The 23937-nt window shown below is 63.4% G+C and carries 24 protein-coding genes; 17 read left to right on the forward strand and 7 right to left on the reverse strand.

The window, feature by feature from the left end; all coding sequences use genetic code 11:
• Positions 1-82: 82 nt before the first annotated feature.
• Positions 83-1117 carry a lysophospholipid acyltransferase family protein gene (locus tag BFX80_RS04240; protein ID WP_240499668.1) on the reverse strand — a complete coding sequence of 345 codons (1035 nt, stop codon included), beginning with the start codon at positions 1115-1117 and terminating at the stop codon, positions 83-85.
• A gap of 417 nt (positions 1118-1534) precedes the next feature.
• Here BFX80_RS04240 and BFX80_RS04245 point away from each other — a divergent pair, with 417 nt between their 5' ends.
• A complete protein-coding gene (locus BFX80_RS04245) occupies positions 1535-2281 on the forward strand; it encodes a class I SAM-dependent methyltransferase (RefSeq protein WP_084208040.1) in 747 nt (248 codons plus the stop codon).
• 286 nt (positions 2282-2567) lie between these two features.
• Positions 2568-3998 carry an MFS transporter gene (locus BFX80_RS04250; RefSeq protein ID WP_077375105.1) on the forward strand — a complete coding sequence of 477 codons (1431 nt, stop codon included), beginning with the start codon at positions 2568-2570 and terminating at the stop codon, positions 3996-3998.
• Between the two features lie 69 nt (positions 3999-4067).
• Here the strand turns inward: BFX80_RS04250 and BFX80_RS04255 are convergent, their stop codons facing one another.
• Positions 4068-4727 (reverse strand): 2OG-Fe(II) oxygenase, encoded by a 660-nt coding sequence (locus BFX80_RS04255; RefSeq protein ID WP_084208041.1) that lies wholly within the window; start codon positions 4725-4727, stop codon positions 4068-4070.
• 132 nt (positions 4728-4859) lie between these two features.
• Positions 4860-5489: a CoA pyrophosphatase gene (locus BFX80_RS04260; protein ID WP_077375099.1), complete on the reverse strand. Its 630-nt coding sequence runs from the start codon at positions 5487-5489 to the stop codon at positions 4860-4862.
• A gap of 140 nt (positions 5490-5629) precedes the next feature.
• Between BFX80_RS04260 and BFX80_RS04265 the strand changes: the two genes are divergently transcribed.
• A complete protein-coding gene (locus BFX80_RS04265) occupies positions 5630-6214 on the forward strand; it encodes an NUDIX hydrolase (RefSeq protein ID WP_084208042.1) in 585 nt (194 codons plus the stop codon).
• A 72-nt stretch (positions 6215-6286) separates the two neighbouring features.
• On the opposite strand, the gene BFX80_RS04270 is transcribed toward BFX80_RS04265, so the two are convergent.
• Positions 6287-6598: an NGG1p interacting factor NIF3 gene (locus BFX80_RS04270; protein WP_084208043.1), complete on the reverse strand. Its 312-nt coding sequence runs from the start codon at positions 6596-6598 to the stop codon at positions 6287-6289.
• Positions 6599-6758: 160 nt separating this feature from the next.
• Between BFX80_RS04270 and ftsB the strand changes: the two genes are divergently transcribed.
• From ftsB to BFX80_RS04340, 14 genes are all read left to right on the forward strand, one after another.
• The gene (gene ftsB / locus BFX80_RS04275) at positions 6759-7133 is read left to right on the forward strand and encodes a cell division protein FtsB (protein ID WP_077375092.1); all 375 of its coding nucleotides are present in this window, start codon (positions 6759-6761) and stop codon (positions 7131-7133) included.
• Positions 7130-7912 (forward strand): 2-C-methyl-D-erythritol 4-phosphate cytidylyltransferase, encoded by a 783-nt coding sequence (ispD, locus tag BFX80_RS04280; RefSeq protein ID WP_084208044.1) that lies wholly within the window; start codon positions 7130-7132, stop codon positions 7910-7912. The genes ftsB and ispD overlap by 4 nt, the downstream gene beginning before the upstream one ends.
• 73 nt (positions 7913-7985) lie before the next feature.
• Positions 7986-8492, forward strand: coding sequence for a 2-C-methyl-D-erythritol 2,4-cyclodiphosphate synthase (gene ispF, locus BFX80_RS04285; protein ID WP_205632762.1), 507 nt, complete (start codon positions 7986-7988; stop codon positions 8490-8492).
• Positions 8485-9660: a tRNA pseudouridine(13) synthase TruD gene (truD, locus tag BFX80_RS04290; RefSeq protein WP_338079147.1), complete on the forward strand. Its 1176-nt coding sequence runs from the start codon at positions 8485-8487 to the stop codon at positions 9658-9660. Before ispF ends, truD begins: the two co-directional genes overlap by 8 nt.
• Positions 9661-9718: 58 nt before the next feature.
• A complete protein-coding gene (gene surE / locus BFX80_RS04295; RefSeq protein ID WP_077375086.1) occupies positions 9719-10465 on the forward strand; it encodes a 5'/3'-nucleotidase SurE in 747 nt (248 codons plus the stop codon).
• A gap of 194 nt (positions 10466-10659) precedes the next feature.
• The gene (locus BFX80_RS04300; RefSeq protein WP_084209621.1) at positions 10660-11394 is read left to right on the forward strand and encodes a protein-L-isoaspartate(D-aspartate) O-methyltransferase; all 735 of its coding nucleotides are present in this window, start codon (positions 10660-10662) and stop codon (positions 11392-11394) included.
• Positions 11391-12344: a DUF368 domain-containing protein gene (locus BFX80_RS04305; protein WP_240499669.1), complete on the forward strand. Its 954-nt coding sequence runs from the start codon at positions 11391-11393 to the stop codon at positions 12342-12344. The genes BFX80_RS04300 and BFX80_RS04305 overlap by 4 nt, the downstream gene beginning before the upstream one ends.
• Positions 12337-13584: a peptidoglycan DD-metalloendopeptidase family protein gene (locus BFX80_RS04310; RefSeq protein ID WP_240499670.1), complete on the forward strand. Its 1248-nt coding sequence runs from the start codon at positions 12337-12339 to the stop codon at positions 13582-13584. Before BFX80_RS04305 ends, BFX80_RS04310 begins: the two co-directional genes overlap by 8 nt.
• Before the next feature lie 61 nt (positions 13585-13645).
• The gene (rpoS, locus tag BFX80_RS04315) at positions 13646-14620 is read left to right on the forward strand and encodes an RNA polymerase sigma factor RpoS (protein WP_077375080.1); all 975 of its coding nucleotides are present in this window, start codon (positions 13646-13648) and stop codon (positions 14618-14620) included.
• 434 nt (positions 14621-15054) lie between these two features.
• Positions 15055-16425, forward strand: coding sequence for a TolC family outer membrane protein (locus BFX80_RS04320; protein WP_077375077.1), 1371 nt, complete (start codon positions 15055-15057; stop codon positions 16423-16425).
• Between the two features lie 376 nt (positions 16426-16801).
• Positions 16802-17935, forward strand: a complete 1134-nt coding sequence (gene alr / locus BFX80_RS04325; protein WP_084208045.1) for an alanine racemase — start codon at positions 16802-16804, stop codon at positions 17933-17935.
• A gap of 60 nt (positions 17936-17995) precedes the next feature.
• Positions 17996-18913: an LpxL/LpxP family Kdo(2)-lipid IV(A) lauroyl/palmitoleoyl acyltransferase gene (gene lpxL / locus BFX80_RS04330; protein WP_077375072.1), complete on the forward strand. Its 918-nt coding sequence runs from the start codon at positions 17996-17998 to the stop codon at positions 18911-18913.
• A gap of 8 nt (positions 18914-18921) precedes the next feature.
• Entirely contained in the window at positions 18922-19305 is a 384-nt protein-coding gene (locus tag BFX80_RS04335) for a TlpA family protein disulfide reductase (RefSeq protein ID WP_084208046.1), read from the forward strand.
• Between the two features lie 472 nt (positions 19306-19777).
• Positions 19778-19939 carry a DUF1328 domain-containing protein gene (locus BFX80_RS04340; protein ID WP_084208047.1) on the forward strand — a complete coding sequence of 54 codons (162 nt, stop codon included), beginning with the start codon at positions 19778-19780 and terminating at the stop codon, positions 19937-19939.
• Between the two features lie 160 nt (positions 19940-20099).
• On the opposite strand, the gene BFX80_RS04345 is transcribed toward BFX80_RS04340, so the two are convergent.
• From BFX80_RS04345 to BFX80_RS04355, 3 genes are all read right to left on the reverse strand, one after another.
• Positions 20100-21476: a DUF2254 domain-containing protein gene (locus tag BFX80_RS04345; protein WP_127734649.1), complete on the reverse strand. Its 1377-nt coding sequence runs from the start codon at positions 21474-21476 to the stop codon at positions 20100-20102.
• A gap of 217 nt (positions 21477-21693) precedes the next feature.
• Positions 21694-23355: an energy-dependent translational throttle protein EttA gene (gene ettA, locus BFX80_RS04350; protein WP_077375059.1), complete on the reverse strand. Its 1662-nt coding sequence runs from the start codon at positions 23353-23355 to the stop codon at positions 21694-21696.
• A gap of 214 nt (positions 23356-23569) precedes the next feature.
• Entirely contained in the window at positions 23570-23815 is a 246-nt protein-coding gene (locus BFX80_RS04355) for a PA3496 family putative envelope integrity protein (protein ID WP_077375056.1), read from the reverse strand.
• Positions 23816-23937: the final 122 nt, after the last annotated feature.

A 23937-nucleotide genomic window follows, 5' to 3' on the forward strand; every position in this document is an offset into this window, starting at 1 on the left:
TCGACTGGCATCGCTCGCCGCCGTGCAGGAAAGTCTGGAAGCTTGTGCCGGTTTGCGCCAGTGCTGCCCTGTCCCTGGAGAGTCAGGAGCGCTTCGCGTTGCGGCGGCGGTACTTGAGGTGGCGGCGCCAGCCCTTGAGGGAAAGCCAGGAGTCGTCCCGAGGATAGAAGCGCTTCTCACGCCAGCCCGGCTGCTCGTCCAGTTCTTCCGGGCTCTTGCGCCAGCGCTTGTATTCCCATTGATACTGCGCGGGCGCCAAGGCGATCGCGGCTTCCACTGAGGCATTCACTCCCCGCGCCGAGATGACCTCGTCTTCAGTGTAGACCGCCTCATCCGCGGCGAGGAAGTGGATGGCGAAGCCATGGCCATCTTCCAGGCGTTGAGCGACACCGGTCACCACGCGGGCGTCGGTTCTCGCCACCAGCTTGGGGAGCAGAGTGGCGGTGTAGGCGGGGCGGCCGTAGAAGTCGGCGAAGACACCGCTGCCGCGTCCCGGTTCCTGATCCGGCAGGATGCCGATCGCCTCGGCGCGCTTGAGCGCCTTCAGCAACGCTGCCACGCCGCGGGAGTTGGTAGGCACCAGTCTCGCCCCCATGCGCTCACGCCCGTTGCGAATGATCGGGTCGAGCCGCTCGAACTTGGGCGGCTCGTACATGGCAGTGAAGGGGAAATGGCTCGAGAGCCAGAAATTGAGCACTTCCCAGTTGCCGAAGTGCGGCGCCAGCACGATCACGCCACGTCCCTCGGCACGGGCTTCGTCGAGCAGATTGCGACCGTGCACCTCGAGAATCGAATCGCGCACCGCGTCTTCATCACCCAGCCATACCTTGCCCAGCTCCAGCATGGTGGCGGTGGAGTGCGCGAGGCTCTCGGTCACGAGGCGTGCGCGTGCCTCACGCGGCTGATGAGGGAAGGCCTGGCCAAGATTTCTGCGCGTGACGCGCCGTTCCCGCGGATTGAGCAGTTGCACGAGACGCGCGACCGGGCGCGCCATCCACCACAGCTGGCGGGTGGTCAGGCCCGAGAGTCGCTGCCATAGCCAGGCGACGGCGTTGGCCTTGAGAGGTAAAAGGCGTTGTTCCATGGCCTTTTCAAAACGCTTGAGAGTCTTTTCCATCGTCACACATGAAGTTCCGGTGGTCTGGCGTGAGATACCGCACTGGTCAGAGGGCGAGTCCTGCGCTGCCCGTCGCGCCCCATTGTGCCAGAGGGGCGTACGTCATGCAGGTTCGAGGCATCGGGGGACGCGCACTGACCTTCGTCGTGTGTGGCACGGGGCGTGCGGCCCGTTTGCTCTGCCAGTATCATGCTGGCATCGGCACATCCGGGATCACGTCGCTGGCGTGGTCCCGAGGCGCTCTGTCAGACAGTCAGACCACGGCACTGCCCGAGCGGTTCTCGTGTGCCGTGCTTTCCAGTAGTGCTTTTCGGTGATGCTTTCCCTGATGCGCTTTCCCTGATGTGCTCGTCCTGTCATGTCTTGTGCCTGTCATGTCTTGTGCCTGTCGTGTCCCTTGCCCTGTGCGGAGCCCTGATGTCATCTTCCCCCATTGCCCCCGAGTTCCCGGCACAGGCATTGCCTGAATCCGACCATCAATGCCCGTTATGCGCGACGCATGGCAGTCAACCGGTGCTTCATCTGGTGCAACGACGCAAGCCATGTCCGCAGACCGGTCAGCGTCCGCCTGCCGACGAGCGTGATTACCTGCGGTGTGGCGAATGTCATCTGCTGTATCTCGCGCCCTCTCAACGACTGGATGCCCGCGCAGAGCAGGACATCTACGACCAGCACGAGAACGACCCGGCAGACCCGCGCTATCGCACCTTCCTGTCCAGGCTGTTCACGCCGATGTGCGAGCGGCTGGCGGCCGGTGCCAGCGGGCTCGATTTCGGTTGTGGGCCGGGGCCAGCCCTGGCACGGATGTTCGAGGAAGTCGGCCACCCGATGGCATTGCATGATCTGTATTACCACCCGAACCCGGCAGCGCTCGCCCGTCAGCATGATTTCATCGTCAGTACCGAGGTGATCGAGCATCTCTACGCGCCCGGCGATGTCTTCCGTCAGTGGCTTGGGTGTCTCAAACCCGGTGGCCTGCTGGGGATCATGACGCAACCCGCCGCGGATGATCTGGATGCGCTCAAGCGTTGGCACTATCTGCGTGACCCGACCCATGTCTGCCTGTTCAGCCCGACGACCTTCGCCTGGCTGGCGCGGACCCATGGCCTGGCCTTCGAGCAGGTTGCGAGCGATAGCGTCATCTTCCGTGTTCCGATGTCCTGAAGGGCTCGCGTGGCAGGTGTGGAGGGAGGATGCCCGCTACCGAGGCATGATCCAGCCGCCCCACGCGTGTGCGCCTGACCGGGCTGGCCGCGAGATTCGGGGCGAGACAATGAACGATGTCGCGAAATGACGTGAAGCTGACGCAAAAACACTTGGATTTGGCGCAGACTGTCACTATATTGCCCGCGCCTTGCGAGATTCCTGCAGGGCGCTTCCCTCTCCCGTAGCTCTCCGCACCTTGCGGCATTGGCCGAACGCAGTCCTGCGCCTGGCCGAGGAACTGGTCATGCCCCGTCATCTGTTGTTGATGTCTCTCGCGCCCTTGCTGGGCCTTGCCTTGCTGGGGATCGGCAATGCCATGCTGACTTCGCTGGTCCCCCTGCGGCTGTCTGCCGCCGGTGTCTCGAGCGAGGCGATCGGCCTGATCAGCTCCGCCTACTATCTGGGGCTTGGACTGGGAGCGCTGGTCAACGACCGCCTGCTGCTGCGCATCGGACACATCCGCGCCTACGCCGGCTTCGCCTCGCTGGTGGCAGTCGCCGCCCTGGCCATGGGACTGGGGGATCATCCCGTGGTGTGGTTCCTGCTGCGCATGATGATCGGCTGGTCGCTGGTCGGCGTCTATCTGGTCATCGAGAGCTGGTTGCTGAGTGCCGCCGACCCCGCCGTACGCGGACGCCTGCTGGCGCTTTACATGATCGTGCTTTATGGCGCGGGCGTGCTGGGGCAGCTGCTGCTGGGAGTAACCGCCATGCTGAGTCTCGAGGCGGCCTTCATGCTGGTGGCGATGCTGGCGGCGGCGTCCGTATTGCCGCTGGTGCTGCTGCCGCGCGTATCACCGCTGATCGAGCAATCCGAGCCGTTGAGCCCCTGGCGTCTGATTCGCATCACGCCGACCGGCGTGTTTGGTTGCCTGGCCTCGGGGCTGGTGGTGGCAGTGCTCTACAGCCTGCTGCCCTTGGCATTGGGGGAGGGCGGCGTGCTGGACACCGCGGAGATCGGGCAGCGCATGGCGCTGGTGATTCTCGGCGGCATGCTGCTGCAGTACCCCATCGGGCGCTGGTCTGACAGTCATGATCGTCAGCAGGTATTGATCATCCTGTCGGTGGCCATCATCGGGTTCGCCGCCTTGCTGATGGGGCCGGCACGCGAAGGCATCGCGCAGTTGACGGTGTTGTTCCTGCTCGGCGGCGCGGCCTTCACGCTCTATCCGGTCGCGGTCAGCCATGCGGCAGACCGTGCCCCCGCCGGGGCGCTGGTGCGCATGAGTCAGGGATTGTTGCTGATCAATGCCGTGGGCTCGACCCTGTCACCGCCGGCCGTATCACTGCCGATGGCCGAGATGGGTGCCATGCCCGGCATGGCGCTGAGTCTGGCGGTGATGGGCGGTGGCATGCTGGCCTTCTTCGTCTGGCGACGCGTGATGCGTCCGGCGCCGCAGCCGCTGGCCCCCTTCGAGACCCATGCGCCACAGACGCCCCTGGGAACGGAGCTTGCCGTCGGGCCGGAACTGGTCGAGGCCGCCGAGGAGCACCTGCGGGATGCCGAGGTCAATGACCCGCTGGTCGAGGTGACTCGCGAGCTGGCCGTCGACATGCCGGAGCTGATCACCGAGGCGTCCCTGGATAGTCTCGAGGAGATCGAGACTCATGAGGGTGAAAGCCAGCGCCAGGCGCCCCGCCATGGCGAGGCTTCCGACGGGCGCAACGCAGATTGAGGCCTTGTGTGAGCGGCATGCCTCACGTGCGTCGCAAGGGGGTAGGAGAGGGTAGAGGAGTAGGTCGCACTAGCGGGAGGGGTCGACCAGGTTGCCCTGCGAGGCGTTGCGGCGGAACCAGCCGGTCACGCTGGCGCGCGCCTGTTTCGTCGGCAGCACCTCGTGGGGGATCCGTTCGGAAAGGAAGCACACGAAGGTCCCGGCCTCGGGGGTGACACGCCGGATTTCACGGCTGTCATCTTCGGGGTCGTAGAGCACGATCTCGCCGCCGGCGTCCGCCGGCCAGTCGGCATTGAGATAGAGCACGCTGGAAATCAGGCGATTGCCACGCCCGCGGAAGCTGTCCAGATGCTTGCGATAGAAGCTGCCGACTGGATAGTGGGCAAAATGCGCCTCGTACTCGAACAGCCCCAGATAGAGGGCACGGTTGAGTTCATCCTTGAGGGCATTCATCGCCTCCAGGTAGGCACGCTGGGCACGCGAATCGCGATCCAGCCAGCGAATCGCATCCCCGCGGATGTCCGGGCGAAGGTCATGCTCTCGCCCGCGTCCGATTCCCGCAGCCGTCAGTCGCTGATGGCTCTCCAGCGCCCGCAACTCGTCATTGAGATGGCGGATCAGGTGTGCCGGCAGAAAGTCCGGGCGCACGCTGTAGCCATGCTCGACCAGTTCATCGATCAGCAGGTTGAGCGCGGTGGGGTCCAGCAGTGGGGCGGGTGCAGCGGGCATCGGGCGCTCCGGAAAAAGGGCAGAAGGCATCAAGGCGCAGTGTTATAGAGCAGCACGCGCAGGGGCGCAATGCCTTGAGTGAAGGCCTGGCAATCCTCAGCCCGCGAGACATGCGTCAATCACGCCAGAGGCTCATGCCCGTGGTGCATGGGGGCGAGGTGGTAGGTGGCGCAACGGAGCCCCGGGCGGTGGCGGGGAGGACAGGCTGATGGTGTGTCCGAACCCGATGGCCATCATCTCCACCAGCATCATCGCGGAAAGCCCCCACAGCAGCTGCCCGGCCACCTGATAGCCGGGCACGTACCAGGTGTCATCGCCCACGCGGATGACGTCGGTGTGGGCGCGTTCATCGCGCAGCAGCATGCTCAGTGGCATCTCGAAGATATGCGCTATCTCGCCGGGGTCGGCGCGCAGCGGCAGGTCGGGAGCGATGCGTCCCACGAAAGGCGTCACGGTCATGCCGTGCAGCGAGATCACATCGCTCAGTTGCCCGTATATCTCCACTTCGCCGGAGGGCAGGGACACTTCCTCCTCGGCTTCACGCAGCGCCGTGGCCAGCAGACTGATATCCTCCGGCTCCGCCTTGCCACCGGGGAAGGCGACCTGGCCGGCATGCTGACTCAGGTGACTGGCGCGTTGCGTGAGCAGCAGCGTCGGTTCCGGGCGGTCGATCAACGCGATGAGTACCGCAGCGCGTGGCTGGTCGTTGCTCACGATACGGGGGTGATGGGATTGCAGGCGCTGGCGCAGAGCTTCTAGCATGTCGGGTCCTCGTTGACCTTCATCTTGTGGCGTGGGATGTGAGGCGGTCAAGATGTGAGGTGACAGCCGGCCGAGTCAGCGGCACCATTTCCAGAAGCCGAGCCCGGGCATCGGCGTTCAAGAGTTTCACGGGAGAGCGAATGAACTACTGCAGCCATTGTGGTGAGACGGTGCGTCTGGCGGTGCCACAAGGAGATGATCGACTGCGCTACCTGTGTGATAGCTGCGGCACCATCCATTATCAGAATCCACGCATCATCGCCGGTACCCTGCCGATACGCGATGGCAAGGTGCTGCTGTGTCGCCGCGCCATCGAGCCGCGCCTGGGGTACTGGACACTGCCGGCCGGTTTCATGGAGAACGCGGAGACCACCAGTGAGGCCGCTGCCCGCGAGACACGTGAGGAAGCGGGGGCCGAGGTCAACCTCCAGGGCCTCTACACCCTGATTGATCTGCCGCACATCAATCAGGTCTACATGCTGTTTCGCGCCGAATTGACCAGTGATTTCTCCGCGGGTATCGAAAGTCTCGAGGTGGCGCTGTTCGCCGAAGAGGAGATTCCCTGGCAGTCACTGGCCTTCCCGACCATGGAAGTGACGCTGAGGCGCTATTTCGAGGACCGTCGTGCCCGCCAGGGAGAAGGCGAATTCCCGTTGCATCTGGAACAGATCGATCTCGAGACGCGCGAGCGCTTCTTCAAGACGACACATCTACCCAAGCACTGAGCGGGCCGTGGTCAGGCTTCACCCCGGGACCTGCCGTCGCTTGACGGCGTGACCGGGGTGGGCATCGCACCTTCAGAAGCTTTCCAGTCGCCAGCAGTCAATCGGCACTTCCTCGTAGGGGTGCGCCTCGCGCAGTGCGGCCACTGCCGTGCGAATCAGCGCGTCCTCACACACCATCTCGACCTTGACCTCCTCGACACGTTCCAGCGTGCCGCGTTCGCCGATATGCGGATTGGCACCGGCCAGCGGACGAAACTGCCCCGTGCCGCGCGTCTCGAAGCAGCAGGCCTCGTACTCGCCCATGCGTCCGGCACCCGTGGCGAAAAGCGCTTCCTTGACACCTTCCAGTGCTTCGTGTGGAACGAAGAATGCCAGTTTGTACATGGTGGGCCTCCTTGAGGGACGTGACGGGCGATGAGTGCCAGGGCACCAATCGCCCCAGGGAATGACGTGCGCTGGCGAGGACGCAGTCAAGCGTGGCAGAGCCTGCGCGGCGTCCCCTGATGATGGCATAATGCCCGCTGCAACGGCCAAGGACACTGCCATGCTCAAATGGATCAATATCTCACTGCTGCTACTGCTGGCTCTGCTCCAGTACCGGCTGTGGTGGGGCGAAAATGGCGTCACCGAATTGTTCGACATCCGTGCCCGCGTGCAGCAGCTCTCCAGGGAAGCGGCGCAGCTGGACAACCGCAATCAACGCCTGGGCGCTGAAGTGGTCGACCTCAAGAATGGTCTGGCGGCCATCGAGGAGCGTGCGCGCAACGATCTCGGCATGGTGCGCAAGGATGAGCAGTTCCTGTGGGTGCCCAACGTCGAGGTACCCAAGCGCCAGGTCTCGTCCGCGGATGAAGTGGCGGAAGGGGCGCTGGAAGGCAAGGGACTGGAAGAGGGCCTGCCCAAGGTGCTCAACCCATGACTCGCATGAATGATGCCCCGGCGCCGCGTCTCTGGTATCTGGTGCCCGCCGCAGGCGTGGGAAGCCGCATGCAGGCTGACCGTCCCAAGCAGTATCTGGAACTGACGCCCGGCGGCAGTGTCCTGGAGGCGACCCTCACCACCCTCAGGCGCGCATTGCCCGAGGCCGGGTTGTGTCTGGTGCTGGGCGCGGAGGATGCCTATTTCACGCCGACGATGGTGCCATGGCAGGAGTGGCTGCGTGCCGATGGTGGCAGCGAGCGTGCCGACAGCGTGCTGGCAGGACTCGAGTGTCTGAGCCGAGTGGCGAGTGATGATGACCTCGTGCTGGTACACGATGTGGCGCGTCCCTGTGTCCGCGAGAGCGACATCCAGGCGCTGGTCAAGGCGGCACGCGAGAGTGATGACGGCGCCATCCTGGCCGCTCCCGCCAGTGACACCATGAAGCGGGCCGCTGTACTGAGCCATGCCGTGGAACGTACCGATGGCTCAGCGCAGCGCATCGCGCATACCGAATCCCGGACAGGGCTGTGGCATGCCTTCACGCCCCAGGCATTTCCGCTGGGCCTGTTGCGCACGGCGCTGCGTGCCGCCCTCGCGGAGCAGCCCGAGCGCATCACCGATGAGGCCTCGGCACTCGAGGCCTGTGGACGATCCCCCGTGCTGGTGCCCGCGGCGCGCGACAATCTCAAGATCACCCATCCGGAAGACCTCGCCATGGCGCGCCTGTTGCTGGCGGCCCGCGAGGATCACGCCGACAGACCCCGGACACCTGCCTGACATGATGGATCACCCCGTGACCCCCGACACTTCGAGTTCCACGACCTCCCCCGCGACCTCCGGGCATGTCCCGATGTCACTGCGCATCGGGCATGGCTTCGATGTCCACCGTTTCGGCGACGGCGATCATCTGATGATCGGCGGCGTGAAGATCCCCTACGAACATAGCTTCGTGGCGCATTCCGATGGCGATGTATTGCTGCATGCGTTGTGCGATGCGCTGCTCGGGGCCTGCGGGATGGGCGACATCGGCAAGCATTTCCCGGATACCGACAGCGAGTGGTCCGAGGCGGACAGTCGCGGCCTGCTGCGCCACGTCGTCGGGCTGATCAATGCCGCTGGTTTCGGGGTCGGCAATGTCGATCTCACCGTGATGGCGCAGGCCCCCAAGATGGCGCCGCACATCCAGGCGATGCGTGAGGTGATCGCCGAGGACCTGCGTGTGCCGGTGGCGGTCGTCAACGTCAAGGCCACCACGACCGAGCGTCTCGGTTTCACCGGTCGCAAGGAAGGCATCGCCGCCGAGGCCGTGGCGGTGCTTGGCAGGCTGCCCGCCGCGGGTGGAGCCGAGCATGTCTGAAGTGAATGCCATGTCTGAGCCGCCCGAGTCCGATGCGCTGTCTGTCGCGGCGCGAACGGCACTGGAAGCCGCCGGCAGCGAGCCATGGGTCAAGGAAGCCGAGCTGATGCAGCGCTGGCCGCATGCCCATGGGGGCCCGCTGGGCGCAGGTGACTTCCGACACACGCCGGAAGACTTTCGCGTCACGGAATTGATGGACTTCGTGCCCGAAGGTCACGGGGAGCACCAGTGGCTCTGGATCGAGAAGCGCGGTCTGACCACTGACGAGCTGTGCCGCGAACTGGCAGGTCTTTGTGACGTGGCACCGCGTGACATCGGCGTGGCGGGACTCAAGGACAAGCAGGCGATTACCCAGCAGTGGGTCTCGGTATGGTTGCCGGGGCGTGAAGCCCCTGAGCATCTGAGTGAGGCCTTGGCCGAGAAGGGGGCCCGCGTGCTGGCCAGCGTGCGGCACCCGCGCAAGCTCAAGCGTGGCGTGCATCGCGGCAATCGCTTTGCGCTGCGAGTGAGCGGCGAGGCCGTGGCCCATCCGGATTTCGAGACTCGCTGGCAGACATTGATACGCGATGGGGTGCCCAACTATTTCGGTCCGCAGCGTTTCGGGCACCAGGGGCATAACCTGGGGCGTGCACGCGCCGTACTGATACGTGGCTGGCGCAAGCGTGATGATCGCAGCGGCATGCTGCTGTCCACCGCGCGCAGCTTCCTGTTCAACGAAGTGCTGGCCGCGCGTCTCAAGGCTGGCTGCTGGGCGACGGCGTTGAGCGGTGAGGTGTTCGCGCTCGACGGGACGGGATCGCGCTTCGTCACCGATGGCAGCGAAGCTGTCGAGACGCTGACCCGGCGCCTTGCCGACGGGGATATCCACCCCACGGGCCCGCTGTGGGGCACCGGCCGTGGCGAGTCCCATGCGCAGGTCGCGGCGCTTGAGCAGGTGCTGGCGTCCAGCTGGCCTCAGCTCTGTGACGGCCTCGAGAAGGCTGGCGTGAAGGCCGAGCGTCGGCCACTGCGCCTGATGCCTGCCAATGCTCGCCTGGAGTGGGACATCACGCCGGCCCAGGCCGATGCCGAGGCGACTGCGGCCAGTGCGTGGCTGCATTTCGATCTTCCGCGCGGCAGCTTCGCCACCGGCCTGTTGCGTGAGCTGATTGCCCACCCGCTGCTGTAGCGGCCTGCCCAGCGTGCGCCACGACATGACACCGCGATGAACATGAACAGGTGAGACGATGCGCAAGATTCTGCTTTCCAATGATGATGGGGTACATGCCCCCGGGCTCAAGGCCCTGCATGATGCGCTGTGTGATCACGCGCGAATTCGCGTGGTGGCACCGGACCGTGATCGTTCGGGTGCCAGCAACTCCCTGACCCTGAGTCGCCCGCTGATGCTGTCCGCGATGGACAACGGTTTCTACAGTGTCGACGGCACCCCTGCCGATTGCGTCTATCTGGGGGTCAACGGTGTCTGGGACGAGAAACCGGATATCGTGATCTCCGGCATCAACCACGGTGCCAACCTGGGAGACGATGTGCTGTATTCCGGCACTGTGGCAGCGGCGATGGAAGGCCGCTCGCTGGGCATGTCGGCGATCGCGATGTCGCTGTGTGGCAAGACCCATTTCGAGACGGCAGGGCGTGTGGCGGCGAGTCTGGTCGGCGCGGCCGAGACGCTGGCCTTGCCGCCGCGTTCGCTGCTCAACGTCAATGTGCCGGATGTTCCCTGGCACGAGATCCGCGGATTTCGCGTCACGCGTCAGGGGCATCGTGGTCCGGCGGGCGCACCGATCGCCGTGCGGGACCCTCGCGGGCGCACCCGGTACTGGATCGCGCTGGCCGGGGACGGAGTCGACGATGGTGAGGACACCGATTTCGCGGCCATCGCGGCCGGCTATGTGTCCATCACGCCGTTGATGACCGACCTGACCTCCCATGCGGCGCGTCAGGATGTGGAGCAGTGGCTGGAAGCACTGAGTTGACCTCGCGCGCCACCGCCTGGCGGTCAGGGGTGTCGGGGATCGATCAGCAAGCCGGCGCAGGCGCGTCGGTCGACAGGATGTAATTCGATGTCATGAAGGACGTGTATCAGAACGGTTTTCCCGCCGCGCAGTCTGAGAGTGGGCAAGCCATGGCGGATTCGTCGGCCACTCGAACCTCATCGCCACCGGTGCCCATGCGCCTGGAGCGCCCGAATGCCGCGCAGTTGAGCGGTATCGGCATGACCTCTCAACGGACGCGTGATCGCATGGTCACGCGACTGGAAGAGGCTGGCATCCAGGACGAGCGGGTACTGGATCTGATGGCGGCGGAACCGCGCCATCTGTTTCTCGATGAGGCGCTGGCGCATCGCGCCTATGAGGATACCGCCCTGCCGCTGGGGCAGGGGCAGACATTGTCGCAGCCCTACATGCATGCCCGCATGACGGAGCTGGCTTTGGCCTCGGCACCGCGCCCGCGCGAGCAGTGTCGGGTGCTGGAGGTCGGCACCGGTTCGGGCTACCAGACCCTGCTGCTGGCGCGGCTGTTCGGTCAGGTGGCCTCGCTGGAGCGCATCGCCTTGTTGCATCTGCGTGCCCGGCAGCGGCTTGAGTGGTTCGGGCTGGACAATGTCCAGCTGCGTCACGCCGATGGCGGGCACGGCTGGCAGACCACGGCGCGTGAGACGGCCGCACAGGAGTCGGTGACCCTGCCGGGGTTTGATCTGGTGGTGGTGACGGCATGTGCCTCGCACTTGCCGCAGGCATTGCTCCAGCAGCTGGCACCGGAGGGAGTGATGATCGTGCCATTGGCGGAAGACGGCAGTGATCGTCAATGGCTGACACGAGTGCGCCACGTCGGCGACACTCAGGATATTCAGCGGCTCGAGGCTGTGCGCTTCGTGCCGTTGCTCGAGGGAGTGATCAGGTGAAACGAGCATTGAGCGTGTTCTTCAAGGGGGCGGGCATGGGCGCTGCCGATGCCGTGCCCGGCGTCTCGGGAGGCACGATAGCCTTCGTGACGGGCATCTATGAAGAATTGATCGAAACCATCAAGCGCTTCGGACCTTCCGCCATCGGTGTCTGGCGTCAACAGGGCGTCAAGGCGTTGTGGCAGCACTTGAATCTGGCGTTCTTGCTACCGCTTGCCGCCGGCATTCTCGCCAGCCTGATCAGCGTGGCGCACCTCGTCACCTGGCTGATGGAGGCGCAGCCGCTGCTGCTCAATGCCTTCTTCTTCGGTCTGGTGGTGTGTTCCGGTGTGGTCGTGGCGCGGCGCATTACCGGCTTCAGGGTCGGGTATCTGGTGTGGCTGGTGCTGGGGCTGGTACTGGCCAGTCAGCTGCCCAGCCTTCTGCCAGCGGGCACTGATGCGCCCTGGGTCATCGTCGCCGGGGGGGCCATCGCCATCAGTGCCATGTTGCTGCCGGGCGTTTCCGGCAGCTTCCTGCTGTTGACCATGGGCCTCTATGGCACCGTGATGACAGGTATCAAGAGCTTCGATCTGACGCTGATCCTGTTGTTCGGAAGTGGCTGCGCCATCGGACTGTTCACCTTCTCGCGTGTACTGTCATGGTTGTTTCGTCACCATCACACCGCGACACTGATGCTGCTGGTCGGCTTCATCCTCGGCTCGCTGCCGGTGCTGTGGCCCTGGCGCACGATCACCGATTATCGACTGGGCCCCAAGGGGGAGCAGGTACCGCTAGATTATCAATTCATGATGCCGGAGACCTATACCAGCGTGACGGGTGAGCCTGCCCAGTTGTGGGCGGCGCTTGCCCTGATGCTGGCAGGTATCCTGCTGGTCTGGTTCGCGGGTGAGCGCTCAGGACCGGATGATTCTTCCAGTGATTCCCGCAAGGAGCAGGAACATGCCTGACATGATGGACAAGGGATTCAAGCTGGCGCTGGCGGGTCTGGCGCTGGGCGCTCTGACGGCGTGCAGTACCGCCACGACGCGTCCGCAGATCCAGGATCTCAGTGGTGGTACGACACGCATCACTGCAGACAGCTATACGGTCCAGCGCGGTGACACGCTCTATGGCATCGCCTGGCAGAGTGGCCAGGACTTCCGTGACGTGGCGCGCATGAATGGCCTGCGCCCGCCCTACACCTTGCAGCCCGGGCAGACTCTGCGCCTCGACCCTCAGGCACCGTTGCCCGCGAATGCCGGCAACTCCCGTACGGCCGGCACGGCATCGGGGTCGGCATCAGGCACGGGCGTGGTGGCGACCGGGCTTGGCGGCAGCGATGACGCCATCGCCAGCGGCGGCGAGGTGCCGGACTGGCTGGCTCCGGATGAGTCGGCCATTGCTCAGCAGAAGCAGCGTGCTTCCCAGGCGCAGTCCCTGACCACCGGTAGCGGCGGCGTCGCGGCGGCTGCCACGGGCGCGGCCGCTGCTGCGGGCGTCGGCCCGGGGCCCGTGTATCAGGAAGGCAGTGAAGAGGCGCTGGCGGAGTCTGCGCGTGCACAGGCCGCGGACGAAGCCTCCCGAGCCGGCGAGGCACTGGAGAGTGCCGGCAGCAATGCCCAGGCCAGGGCGAGTGAGGCCGAGGCTGCTGCTCGCAAGGCGGCGCAGGAGAAGGCGGATCGCGAGAAGGCCGAGCAGCTGGCAGCGGCCAAGGCCGAGCGTGACAAGGCGGCGGCAAACGTGAAAAGTGCCTCCGACAAGGTTGAAAAGGGCACCAACGTTGCGGGCGCCACACCCGAGGCGGCACCGGCCAAGAAAACCTATGTGCCGGTAAAAAACGTTGACTGGCAGTGGCCTACGCAAGGCGAGATCATCGGCAAATTCGGTGAGTCCGAGAGTGTGACGGGCGGCATTGATATCGCTGGTCAAAAGGGGCAACCTGTCAAGGCAGCAGGGCCGGGGATTGTGGTCTACGCGGGGAGTGGAGTGCGCGGTTACGGCAACCTCATCATCCTCAAGCACAATGACCGTTATCTGAGTGCCTACGCCCACAACGACAGCCTCCGCGTCTCGGAGAATGATGTTGTCGAGGCCGGACAGGTAATCGCCACTCTGGGAGCCACTGACGCCGAACGTGCGCAGCTGCATTTCGAGATCCGCGAGGATGGGCAGCCGAAGGATCCCTTGAAGTTCCTGCCCAAGCGCTGACGTCCACCGCTGCCACAACAAGAAGTTCCTGGCACCAGACCAGAGACAACGGGGTATCGACATGAGCATGCTGGAAAAGGATATCGATCAGGCCGAGGTGGAGCTGTCCCTCGATGATGTCGAGGAAGACGATACGCTTGAGGCTGAAGCGGAAGAGGCGGCATTCGAACGCGCCCTGAACCGTGAAGAGCGCAAGCACTACCAGAGCCTGGATGCAACGCAGATCTACCTCAACGAGATCGGCTTCTCGCCATTGCTCAAACCGGAAGAGGAAGTCTATTTCGGGCGACTGGCGCAGGCGGGAGACCCTGCCGGTCGGCAGCGCATGATCGAATCCAACCTGCGTCTGGTGGTCAAGATCGCACGGCGCTATCTGAATCGCGGATTGTCACTGCTCGACCTGATCGAGGAGGGCAATCTGGGCCTGATACGCGCGGTGGAGAAATTCGACCCCGAGCGCGGTTTCCGCTTCTCGACCTACGCCACCTGGTGGATCCGTCAGACCATCGAGCGCGCGTTGATGAATCAGACGCGCACCATCCGGTTGCCGATTCATGTCGTGAAGGAGCTCAACATCTATCTGCGCGCTGCTCGCCAGTTGACGCAGAAGCTTGACCACGAGGCGACGGCCGAGGAAATCGCCGATTTCCTCGACAAGCCGGTGGAGACGGTCAAGAAGATGCTGGGGCTCAATGAGCGAGTGTCCTCGGTGGACTATCCGATGGGCGGCGAGAGTGACAAGCCGTTGATCGAGACGATCGCCGATGAAAATGACACCAGCCCCGAGTCCAGTCTGGTCGATGTCGACGTCAAGGCACATGTCGATGAGTGGCTGGCGGAGCTGACCGACAAGCAGATGGAAGTGGTGGTACGCCGCTTCGGGCTACGGGGTCACGAAGCCGCCACGCTGGAGGAGGTCGGCGAGGAGATCGGTCTGACGCGTGAGCGAGTGCGTCAGATTCAGGTCGAGGCGCTCAAGAAACTGCGTCGCATGCTCGAGAAACAGGGCCTGTCGCTGGAATCCATCTTCGAATGATTCGCTGACATGTCATCGTCAGGGCTGGCAGCTGTCATCGTCTGGCCCGATATCCGTGACATCCTGCTGGATAGTGGACGCAACACGACATGAAAACGGCCCCCCGCTTGCGGGCGGGCCGTTTTCATATTTTCTGAGCATTGGTTTGGCAGGCTATGGGGTCGGCAGAAAGATGACGGTGCATATGATTCGACACCGGGGCCGTGTTGCATTGTTGCTGGGATGGAAACGCTGTAAGGCAAATGAAGTTAGCCAACTAACTGGACGCCTTGCAAGGCGACGATTAGACTGAGTCCTTTTTCCACGACCCGCCCCCGAAGGGGCTGATGCCGTCATCAGCCGGCCCGTGAAACGACCTTATCTCCCCTTGCCTTGGTGCCTTTGGCGCATCATGCAGGTCACGACTGACTGTTACCGATCAGGAATACGCATACATGGCCAACATACGCATACTGCCTCTGGTGCTGGCGATGGGTTTCGCGACCCAGGCCCAGGCTGCCGATCTGCTCGACATTACCCGTGATGCGCTGACCCACAATGCCAGCCTGTCGTCCTCTCGCTCTCTGTATCAGAGCGTCGAGGACAACGAGCGGATCGAGCTTTCGGATCTGCTGCCACAGATCTCGGCCACCGGCACCGTGTCACGCACCGATGTCACGGGCAATTCCCAGAGCGGTGTGGAAGGGGATTACACCGACAGCAACATCGTGCTCAACGTGAATCAGCAGCTGTTCGACGCTGCCGACTGGTATGAGCTGGCGACCAGCAAGGACAGTACCGAGCAGCAGAAACTGCTGCTGGATTCCGATCAGCAGCAGCTGTTGTACGATGTGGCCTCCGCGTACTTCACCATCCTCAACAACCGGGATGTGCTGGATGCGCGCATCGCGCAGGAGAAGGCCTTTTCCCGTCAGCTGGATCAGGCCAATCAGCAGTTCGAGGTCGGGCTGATCGCGATCACCGATGTCCAGGAGGCCAGAGCGTCCTTTGATGACGCACGCGCCCAGCGGATTGCCGCGGAAGCCGACCTGCAGGTCAGCTTCGAGGCACTTCAGCAATTGACCGGCCAGCAATACGATTCCATCGATGGGCTGGAAGAGGATCTCGCCATCGAAGCGCCGGTGCCCGCCAGTCGTGGCAAGTGGGTCGAGATGGCGTTGGTCAACAATCCCTTGATCGGTGCCGCGCAGAAGGGTGTCGATGTCGCCAAGGGTGACGTCAAGACCTCGCGTGCCGGTCATCTGCCGGAAGTCGGTGCCTTCGCGACCTACTCCTATGATGAAACCGACGTCGCATCCTCCGGGGGATATCAGGAATACAACCAGATCGGTATCCAGGCGTCATTGCCGATCTATACCGGTGGTCGCACATCCGCGCAGGTACGCCAGAGCACGCACCTGCTGGAGCAGAGCCAGTACGACCTGCTGGACCAGCAGCGTTCCACCACCCAGAGCGTGCGTTCGCTCTACAGTCAGGTCCGCAGCGACGTCCTGACGGTCAAGGCGCGCAAGCAGGCCATCGTCTCCAGCCGCAGCGCGCTGGAAGCCACGCGCTCGGGGTATGAAGTCGGTACCCGTAACATCGTCGATGTGCTGGATGCCGAGCAGGCGCTCTATCAGGCCCTGGCGGACTATGCCTCCTCGCGTTACACCTACGTGCTGGATCTGCTCAACCTGCGCCAGGCGGCGGGCATCATCGACGTCAACACCGTGCGCGATCTGAACGAGAGCCTCAAGCGCGATCGTCAGGTATCACTGGTTCTGCAGGACGAAGACGATACCGAGCTGGATGGCCCGGCCCAGTGATCTGATACTGGCCTGACCGGCTTCTCCTGACACCCCCATCGGCCATTGCCGGTGGGGGTGTTCGCGTATCGGGGGGCAGAAATCTCGCCGTGAAGCGTGAATGACAACAGCTGTGATGCTTGTCTGGAGGAATATGCCATTGATTTGATGAAAACCAGAGATAACGTCAAGAAGTTGGCTTGATGTTTGGTGGTTTTCACCGTGACCTTGGCGCGATGATGGAAAATAATTGATGGCTGGAGAACGCCTGCTCCGGTTGGCCGCCTCCTTTTCATGGTGCGTGCCTTGCTCGCTCGTTGGCAGGTCCCAACTTGCTGCGTCACCCGTGCGTGATTCGTCGTGTCTGTCCCTCTTTCTCATTGTCTGGAGTTGCCTCATGTCCCGCCCGTTGCGTGCTGATATTGATCTGGATGCCCTGCGCCACAATTATCAGCTGGCCTGTGAGCTGGCGCCGAATTCCCGCTCGCTCGCCGTGATCAAGGCTGACGCCTATGGCCACGGGGCCGTGGCATGTGCCCGTGCGCTGGCAGATCTGGCACCGGCATTTGCCGTCGCGACCATCGAAGAAGCGCTCGCGCTGCGGGAAGGCGGTATCACGCATCCGGTGGTATTGCTCGAAGGTGTCTTCGAGGCATCGGAATACCAGCTGGCGGCGCAGCATGACTTCTGGTGTGCCATCCACAGTGAATGGCAGCTGGCCGCCCTGGAGGCGGCAACGCTCCCCGGGCCGATATCCTGCTGGATCAAGTTCGATTCCGGCATGCATCGTCTCGGCTTCGATGCCGAGCAGGCCAGGGCGGTCAAGGAACGCCTGGTGGCGAGTGGCAAGGCGCAGGACCTTCACCTGATGACGCATTTCGCCACGGCCGACAGCCTGACGCCCGATTATTTCCAGCATCAGATGGCGGCAGTGGAAGCGCTTGCCGCTGAGCTTGCCCTGCCACTCTGTCTGGCCAACTCCCCGGCGACGCTTGCCTGGCCGCAATCGCATGCCGCCTGGAATCGTCCCGGCATCATGCTGTACGGCGCGGACCCGCTGGAAGGGGCCAATGATGCCAGCCGCCGTCTGAAGCCGGTGATGACCCTGTCTTCCGCCATCATTGCCGTACGCGAGATCGCCATCGGCGAGCCGGTGGGCTATGCCGGACGTTTCGTGGCGACGCGTCCGACACGTATCGGTGTCGTCGCCTGTGGCTATGGGGATGGCTACGATCGCCATGCGGTGGACGGGACCCCCGTACTGGTCGATGGCCAGGAAACCGTGCTGGCCGGCAAGGTGTCGATGGACATGCTGACGGTGGATATCACCGACCTGCCGGAAGCGGGCGTCGGTTCTCGCGTGGTGCTGTGGGGCGAGGGGTTGGAGGTCAATCGCGTGGCCGCCAGTTGTGACACCATCAGCTATACCCTGCTGACAGGGATCCTGCCGCGTGTTCCCAAGCATTATCACGGTAGTCAGGCACGCGAGGCGGACCCGATGGCCTCTCAGGCAGTGGATACGTGCGCCTGACCTGACGGCAGGGCTCGGGCGGTCTACAATGGCCGCCGTTGCCCGTTGAACGAGAGAGTCATGGCCAAGAAGACCTACCCCGAGAGTTTTGCGCATCCCCGTTACTGGCCGGCCTGGCTGGGAATCGGGGCCATGAAGGCCTCGGCCTTCCTGCCCTGGTGCGCCAAGCTGTGGCTGGGGCGCGGCATCGGTGAGCTGGCATGGCGTTTCGGCAAGCGTCGTCGCCATATCACGGACACCAATCTCAAGCTGTGCTTCCCCGAATGGAGCGAAGCGGAGCGTGCGCGTCAGGTACGCAAGACCTTCCATGCCAACGGCATCGGCATCTTCGAGACCGCCACGGGGTGGTGTCGAGACCCGGAGCACATGCGCGACCGCGTGACCTTCAAGGGTCAGGAGCACATGGAGCGCGCCATGGCGCAGGGCAAGGGCGCGCTCATCGTGGGCATCCATTTCTCGACACTGGATCTCGGTGGCGCACTGCACTCGCTGTTCTTCCCGGCCGATGTCGTCTATCGCCCGCATGACAACCCGCTGTTCGAGCGTTTCATGACGCGCGCGCGCAATGGCATCTTCGGCACCGCCATCGACCGTCATGACCTGCGGGGTGTGGTGCGCCGCATCAAGAGCGGGCATGGCGTGTGGTATTCGCCGGATCAGGATTTCGGTCGGGACGTCAGCGTCTTCGCGCCGTTCTTCGGTATCGATGCCGCCTCCATCAAGCTGACGGCCAAGATCGCCCGCATGACAGGGGCGCCGGTGATGCCCTTGATGTTCCATCGCAATCCGGACAATCGTACCTATACGCTGGAGTATCTCCCGGCACTCGACAACTTCCCGAGTGGCGATGATGTCGCAGATGCCACGCGCATCAATGCCTTCATCGAGGGGGCGATCCGCAAGCATCCCGAGCAGTACCTGTGGTTGCATCGCCGTTTCAAGACTCGTCCAGAGAAATCCGATCCGTCCCTGTATTGAGGTGAACCATGAGCAATGACACGTCTTCTCTCGCCACTCTGGCCGATGTCGAAGCACGCCTGGCGGCCGGCGATACCTTCGTCCTCAATCAGATTGCGCAGTGGTGCCCGGACTGCACCGTGCGTCAGCGTCCGGCGCTGCCGGCCTTCGAGGCGGCCCTGGCGCGAGGTGGTCTGCCGCTGGTGAGTCTGTGCGTGCAGGAGACTCGCGGAGTCTATCTGAGTGAGGCACATGCGCAGCTGAGCGAGCGCATCGGTGGGGCGGGCTATCCGCGTACGCTGCTGGTGAAGGAAGGGCGGCCTGCCAGCGTGGACAGTGGCCTGAATCGGGTCGAGGTCATGAGCGAGCCGGAGCTCATCGCCTATGCCGAGGCCATGATCGCGGCGCTGTAAACGTCACTTGAGCCCATGTGTGAGCCGACGAGATCTGCCGTGACGCGACACGCATGGGCATCATCGAAAACGCCCCGCCAGGAACTTCCTGGCGGGGCGTTTTCGATGGAGATCAGGCGGCACCCGACAAGCAGCGCCACTTGTCCGAGCTGCATGCGTGCGGCCAACCGGATGCCGCCTGCCGTGTGCCTGAAAATAGACCTGCGGATGATGAGGGAGGCTTTCAACCCGCGCGGGAAAATCTTTTACCAATTCGAGACATGGCCTTGACTTTACTTGTATTGATTACCATCTTCACATGGACAAGGTGATCAAGCGGTCTGTCGTGACTCCGCCCTCTGGCAATCACGTCAGCAGCCACACCTGATGAGCGAAGGGCGAGCGCGTCGAATGAGGCGCCACATGCAGAGGCAGTCGTCGTGCCGCTGCGGTCGTCGCCCACTACCGGTTCTCCATGACATAAGGAATTGCCATGCTCAACTATGCCATCATCTTTCTGATCGTTGCCGTGATTGCCGCCGTACTCGGCTTTGGCGGTATCGCGGGTACTGCGGCCACCATCGCCAAGGTACTGTTCGTCGTCTTCCTGGTGCTGTTCCTGGTGTCGTTCTTCAAGGGGCGTCGCAAGCCCTGATACGGACGGCTTTCATCACGACGCAAACGCCCGCAGACGGTAGCGACCGCTGCGGGCGTTTGCGTGTCACCAGGCCATCAGGCCTTCAGGTCAGCAAGCCATCAAGTCATCAGGCCAGCAGCAAGTCATCAGGCCAGCAGCAAGTCATCAGGCCAGCACGTCACCACGGGGTACCTGGCAGCGTCAGACGATGATGCCCGGCCTTGAGGCCCTGCTCGATGAAGCGCCTGTCCACCTCGAACTGTGCCTGGGCAAGGATGGCCTCCACCACCTTGTCGGCATGTTGTTGCAGCAATGCCAGTTGCGCGTCATCGCTGCCCAGCAGTGACAGTGTCTTGAGCAGCGAGAGCAGCGCCAGACAGATCGAGAGGTCATCACGACCATAGTGCAGGATGGGGGAGATGCTGCGGTAGAGCAGACTGTCGAAGCTCTCCATCTCCCAGCTGACCCGTATGTGATCTTCCTCATCCACGCAGCAGTTGCACAGGGGCAGCTGCATGCGCTCACTGAGCAGTTCGGTGAGTTGATGCAGGCACAGGCGTGCGGTGCCCGGATCATTGATGCCGGGAGACAGCGCCTTGATGGCGACTTCCATCAGCTGGGTCAGGCCGTGCTCGTGAAGGTCATCGACGGATTCCCCATCCAGATAGCCCAGTGCCGCGCGCAGCTTCTTGATCAGTCCTGCCTGATGGTGCTCATCGAGCTCATCACCCGCCGAGACGCCTTCGGGCAGGCCCGCAGGCCATTCGATGCGCATCAGCGGCATGCCACTGACGATGAAGGCCCCGAGCGCGAAGTCCAGGTGCACGATCATGTCGTGGTCGATGGCCAGCTGGCGAAGGGCCGCGAAATCGACCTGCTGCACATAGCCGCGTCGCTTTGCTCTCAGCAGCTGACAGCGTGACGTGTCGCGAGTGATCTGGCGCTCGCCGAAACCGTCGTGGCGATTGCGCTCTCGCAGTCGTTCAAGCGAGACCCGCGTGCGCCCGGACAGGCGGCGAGCCACGGCATTGATCTGCACGGATTGTGATGCCTGGTGGATGAAGTAGATGAACATCCCGAGGCAATTGACCATCATCAACACGCCCAGATAGACCGCGATGGAGCGCCATAGCGTTGGCGAATCGCCGGTATTGGGTACCATCAGGTTGATGAGCAGGAACAGCAGACTGCCCAGATAATGTCCCAGCACCAGCTGATGGTGACGCTCGGTCACCAGCCCCAGCAGCAACTTGTGGGAGAACTGTGCGCCCGCCTGGGTCAGCACGCTCATCACCATGGTGAAACTGAAGACCATCAGCGAAATGAGCCCGCCGACCAGTGCCGCCAGCAGGGTGCGCGGCGTGTCGTGCTCCTTGAAGGTCAGGGCATTCAGCATCTCGCTGGCTGGCAATTCATGTGGCTCGGGGAGGCCGGAAGGCAGCACCGAGATCAAGCCAAGCAGGATATAGAGCGTCGCCAGCAGGCTTGGCAGATAGGCGATGCTGGTGGTGAAGGTGCGTAACCACATCAGCGGCTGTTGCAGCCAGCGATTCATGGGCAATTCCTGATCCTGTGAGTGGCGCGACGGCGTGTGCGACGGACGGCCGTGAGTGACGGCAAGCATTCGCCCCGTTATCTCCCGTGTTCGGCCTGACTGCAAGTGCCAGAGGCGAAGCAGGAGCGCCCTCGTGAGGCTTGCCTCAAACGCAGGACGCCCTTGCGGCGTCAGCGGCAAGGGCGTCCTGGTCAATCCAGCGGTTCAGATCACCGGATCAGGCATCGATACGCTTGTACTTCATGCGCTTGGGCGCATCGTTGCCGACACGCGCATGGTAATCCTCTTCGTACTCGCTGTAGCTGCCCTCGAAGAACACCACGTTGGAGTCCCCTTCGTAGGCGAGGATGTGGGTCGCGATGCGATCCAGGAACCAGCGGTCGTGCGAGATGACCAGTGCACAGCCCGGGAAGGCGAGCAGCGCCTCTTCCAGTGCACGCAGGGTCTCGATGTCCAGATCGTTGGACGGCTCATCCAGCAGCAGCACGTTGGCGGCCTGCTTGAGCGTCTGCGCCAGCTGCAGACGACCACGCTCACCACCGGACAGATCAGACAGACGCTTCTGCTGATCCGTGCCCTTGAAGTTGAAGCGGCCGACATAGGCGCGCGACGAGACTTCATGGCCATTGATGTTGAGCATGTCCTGGCCGCCGGAGACGGCTTCCCAGACAGTCTGATTGTCTTCCAGGCCATCACGCAGCTGCTCGACGTAGGCGATCTTGACGGTCTCGCCCAGCACCACTTCGCCGCTGTCCGGGGTTTCCTTGCCGGTCACCAGCTTGAACAGCGTGGACTTGCCCGCACCGTTGCCGCCGACGATACCGACGATGGCACCCTGGGGAATGGTGAAGGACAGGTCGTCGAACAGCAGCTTGTCCTCGAAACGCTTGGTGACGTTGTGCAGCTCGATGACCTTGTCGCCCAGACGCGGTCCCGGCGGAATGTAGATCTCGTTGGTCTCGTTGCGCTTCTGGAAATCACCGGACTGCATTTCCTCGAAGCGGTTGAGACGCGCCTTGCTCTTGGCCTGACGACCCTTGGGATTCTGGCGAACCCACTCGAGCTCCTGCTGGATGGCCTTGTTGCGTGAGGCTTCCTGCTTGGCTTCCTGCTGCAGGCGAGCGTCCTTCTGCTCCAGCCACGAGGAATAGTTGCCTTCGAAGGGAATGCCCTGGCCACGGTCGAGCTCGAGAATCCAGCCCGCGACATTGTCGAGGAAGTAACGGTCGTGGGTGATGGCGACCACGGTGCCGGCGTAATCGTGCAGGAAGCGCTCCAGCCAGGCGACGGACTCGGCGTCCAGGTGGTTGGTCGGCTCATCCAGCAGCAGCATGTCGGGGCTCGAGAGCAGCAGGCGGCAGAGGGCGACACGGCGGCGTTCACCACCGGACAGCACGCCGACATTGGCATCCCACGGCGGCAGGCGCAGCGCTTCGGCGGCCACTTCCAGCTTGCGCTCGAGGTTGTGGGCGTCGGAGGCCTGGATCAGGTCCTCGAGCTTGGCCTGACGCGCGGCGAGGGCGTCGAAGTCGGCGTCCGGCTCGGCGTAGGCGGCATAGACTTCATCCAGCTCCGCCTGGGCATTCTTGATGTGGGCCAGAGATTCCTCGACGCACTCGCGCACGTTCTTGGAATCATCGAGCTCCGGCTCCTGGGGGAGGTAGCCGACATTGAGGCCCGGCATGGGACGCGCTTCGCCGTTGTAGTCCTGATCCACGCCGGCCATGATGCGCAGCAGCGAGGACTTGCCCGAGCCGTTGAGACCGAGCACACCGATCTTGGCACCCGGGAAGAAGGACAGCGAGATGTCCTTGAGAATCTCGCGCTTCGGGGGGACGACCTTGCCCACCCGGTTCATGGTATAGACGTATTGCGCCATGGAATCCCAATTTGGTTGGAGAATGGAATGACGCGCTGATGATAGTGCCCGTGGTCACGCTTGACCAGTCAGGGCCATCGTTGGCGTGACGGCGGCCATTCCATGGCCGGTTCGCTGACGGGGCTGCAACCCCCTGGCCTTCACCGGGAAGCGGTGTGGCGAACCTTCCCTGAAGGGGCATCTCGAGGCCAGCCCCGGCCTCATCGCGAGGCGCTCACTCCTCCTCTCCCCAGTCACTGGCGTCCAGCAGGTCATCATCATCCGCTTCATCGTCCCAGCCTTCACGGATGGAGCGTGCCAGCGCACGTTCTTCCAGCAGGGCTTCGAGGCGCTGGCGTGAGTCGCTGCGCTGGGGCCTGGCGGGGGTGGAGCTGGAAGACAGTTCGAAGTCCACGTCGTTGGTGGCTTCCTCCGCCAGGGCGGTAGCATCGATATCGTCGAGGAATTGTTCGCGGGCCATGGGCGGACCTCCCGATCATGAATCAGTCTGCCAGACGCGAGGCGTCAGACACCGCCTGCGGCGACCTGCCGAAGGCTCCTTCGCTATATAGCGCTGGAGAAGTTCGATGACAAGTCCTGTGT

Source organism: Cobetia marina (genome assembly GCF_001720485.1).
Taxonomy (GTDB): Bacteria; Pseudomonadota; Gammaproteobacteria; order Pseudomonadales; family Halomonadaceae; genus Cobetia; species Cobetia marina.

Bases quoted from the DNA above. Each gene is read 5' to 3' on its own strand.
- BFX80_RS04265 (WP_084208042.1), top strand. From the start codon at position 5,630: ATGAACTACTGCAGCCATTGTGGTGAGACGGTGCGTCTGGCGGTGCCA.
- BFX80_RS04345 (WP_127734649.1), bottom strand. From the start codon at position 21,476: ATGAATCGCTGGCTGCAACAGCCGCTGATGTGGTTACGCACCTTCACC.
- BFX80_RS04250 (WP_077375105.1), top strand. From the start codon at position 2,568: ATGCCCCGTCATCTGTTGTTGATGTCTCTCGCGCCCTTGCTGGGCCTT.
- alr (WP_084208045.1), top strand. From the start codon at position 16,802: ATGTCCCGCCCGTTGCGTGCTGATATTGATCTGGATGCCCTGCGCCAC.
- lpxL (WP_077375072.1), top strand. From the start codon at position 17,996: ATGGCCAAGAAGACCTACCCCGAGAGTTTTGCGCATCCCCGTTACTGG.
- BFX80_RS04340 (WP_084208047.1), top strand. From the start codon at position 19,778: ATGCTCAACTATGCCATCATCTTTCTGATCGTTGCCGTGATTGCCGCC.
- truD (WP_338079147.1), top strand. From the start codon at position 8,485: ATGTCTGAAGTGAATGCCATGTCTGAGCCGCCCGAGTCCGATGCGCTG.
- BFX80_RS04320 (WP_077375077.1), top strand. From the start codon at position 15,055: ATGGCCAACATACGCATACTGCCTCTGGTGCTGGCGATGGGTTTCGCG.
- BFX80_RS04310 (WP_240499670.1), top strand. From the start codon at position 12,337: ATGCCTGACATGATGGACAAGGGATTCAAGCTGGCGCTGGCGGGTCTG.
- ispD (WP_084208044.1), top strand. From the start codon at position 7,130: ATGACTCGCATGAATGATGCCCCGGCGCCGCGTCTCTGGTATCTGGTG.
- BFX80_RS04270 (WP_084208043.1), bottom strand. From the start codon at position 6,598: ATGTACAAACTGGCATTCTTCGTTCCACACGAAGCACTGGAAGGTGTC.
- rpoS (WP_077375080.1), top strand. From the start codon at position 13,646: ATGAGCATGCTGGAAAAGGATATCGATCAGGCCGAGGTGGAGCTGTCC.
- BFX80_RS04255 (WP_084208041.1), bottom strand. From the start codon at position 4,727: ATGCCCGCTGCACCCGCCCCACTGCTGGACCCCACCGCGCTCAACCTG.
- BFX80_RS04355 (WP_077375056.1), bottom strand. From the start codon at position 23,815: ATGGCCCGCGAACAATTCCTCGACGATATCGATGCTACCGCCCTGGCG.
- ftsB (WP_077375092.1), top strand. From the start codon at position 6,759: ATGCTCAAATGGATCAATATCTCACTGCTGCTACTGCTGGCTCTGCTC.
- BFX80_RS04335 (WP_084208046.1), top strand. From the start codon at position 18,922: ATGAGCAATGACACGTCTTCTCTCGCCACTCTGGCCGATGTCGAAGCA.
- surE (WP_077375086.1), top strand. From the start codon at position 9,719: ATGCGCAAGATTCTGCTTTCCAATGATGATGGGGTACATGCCCCCGGG.
- ettA (WP_077375059.1), bottom strand. From the start codon at position 23,355: ATGGCGCAATACGTCTATACCATGAACCGGGTGGGCAAGGTCGTCCCC.
- BFX80_RS04300 (WP_084209621.1), top strand. From the start codon at position 10,660: ATGCGCCTGGAGCGCCCGAATGCCGCGCAGTTGAGCGGTATCGGCATG.
- BFX80_RS04240 (WP_240499668.1), bottom strand. From the start codon at position 1,117: ATGGAAAAGACTCTCAAGCGTTTTGAAAAGGCCATGGAACAACGCCTT.
- BFX80_RS04260 (WP_077375099.1), bottom strand. From the start codon at position 5,489: ATGCTAGAAGCTCTGCGCCAGCGCCTGCAATCCCATCACCCCCGTATC.
- BFX80_RS04245 (WP_084208040.1), top strand. From the start codon at position 1,535: ATGTCATCTTCCCCCATTGCCCCCGAGTTCCCGGCACAGGCATTGCCT.
- ispF (WP_205632762.1), top strand. From the start codon at position 7,986: ATGTCACTGCGCATCGGGCATGGCTTCGATGTCCACCGTTTCGGCGAC.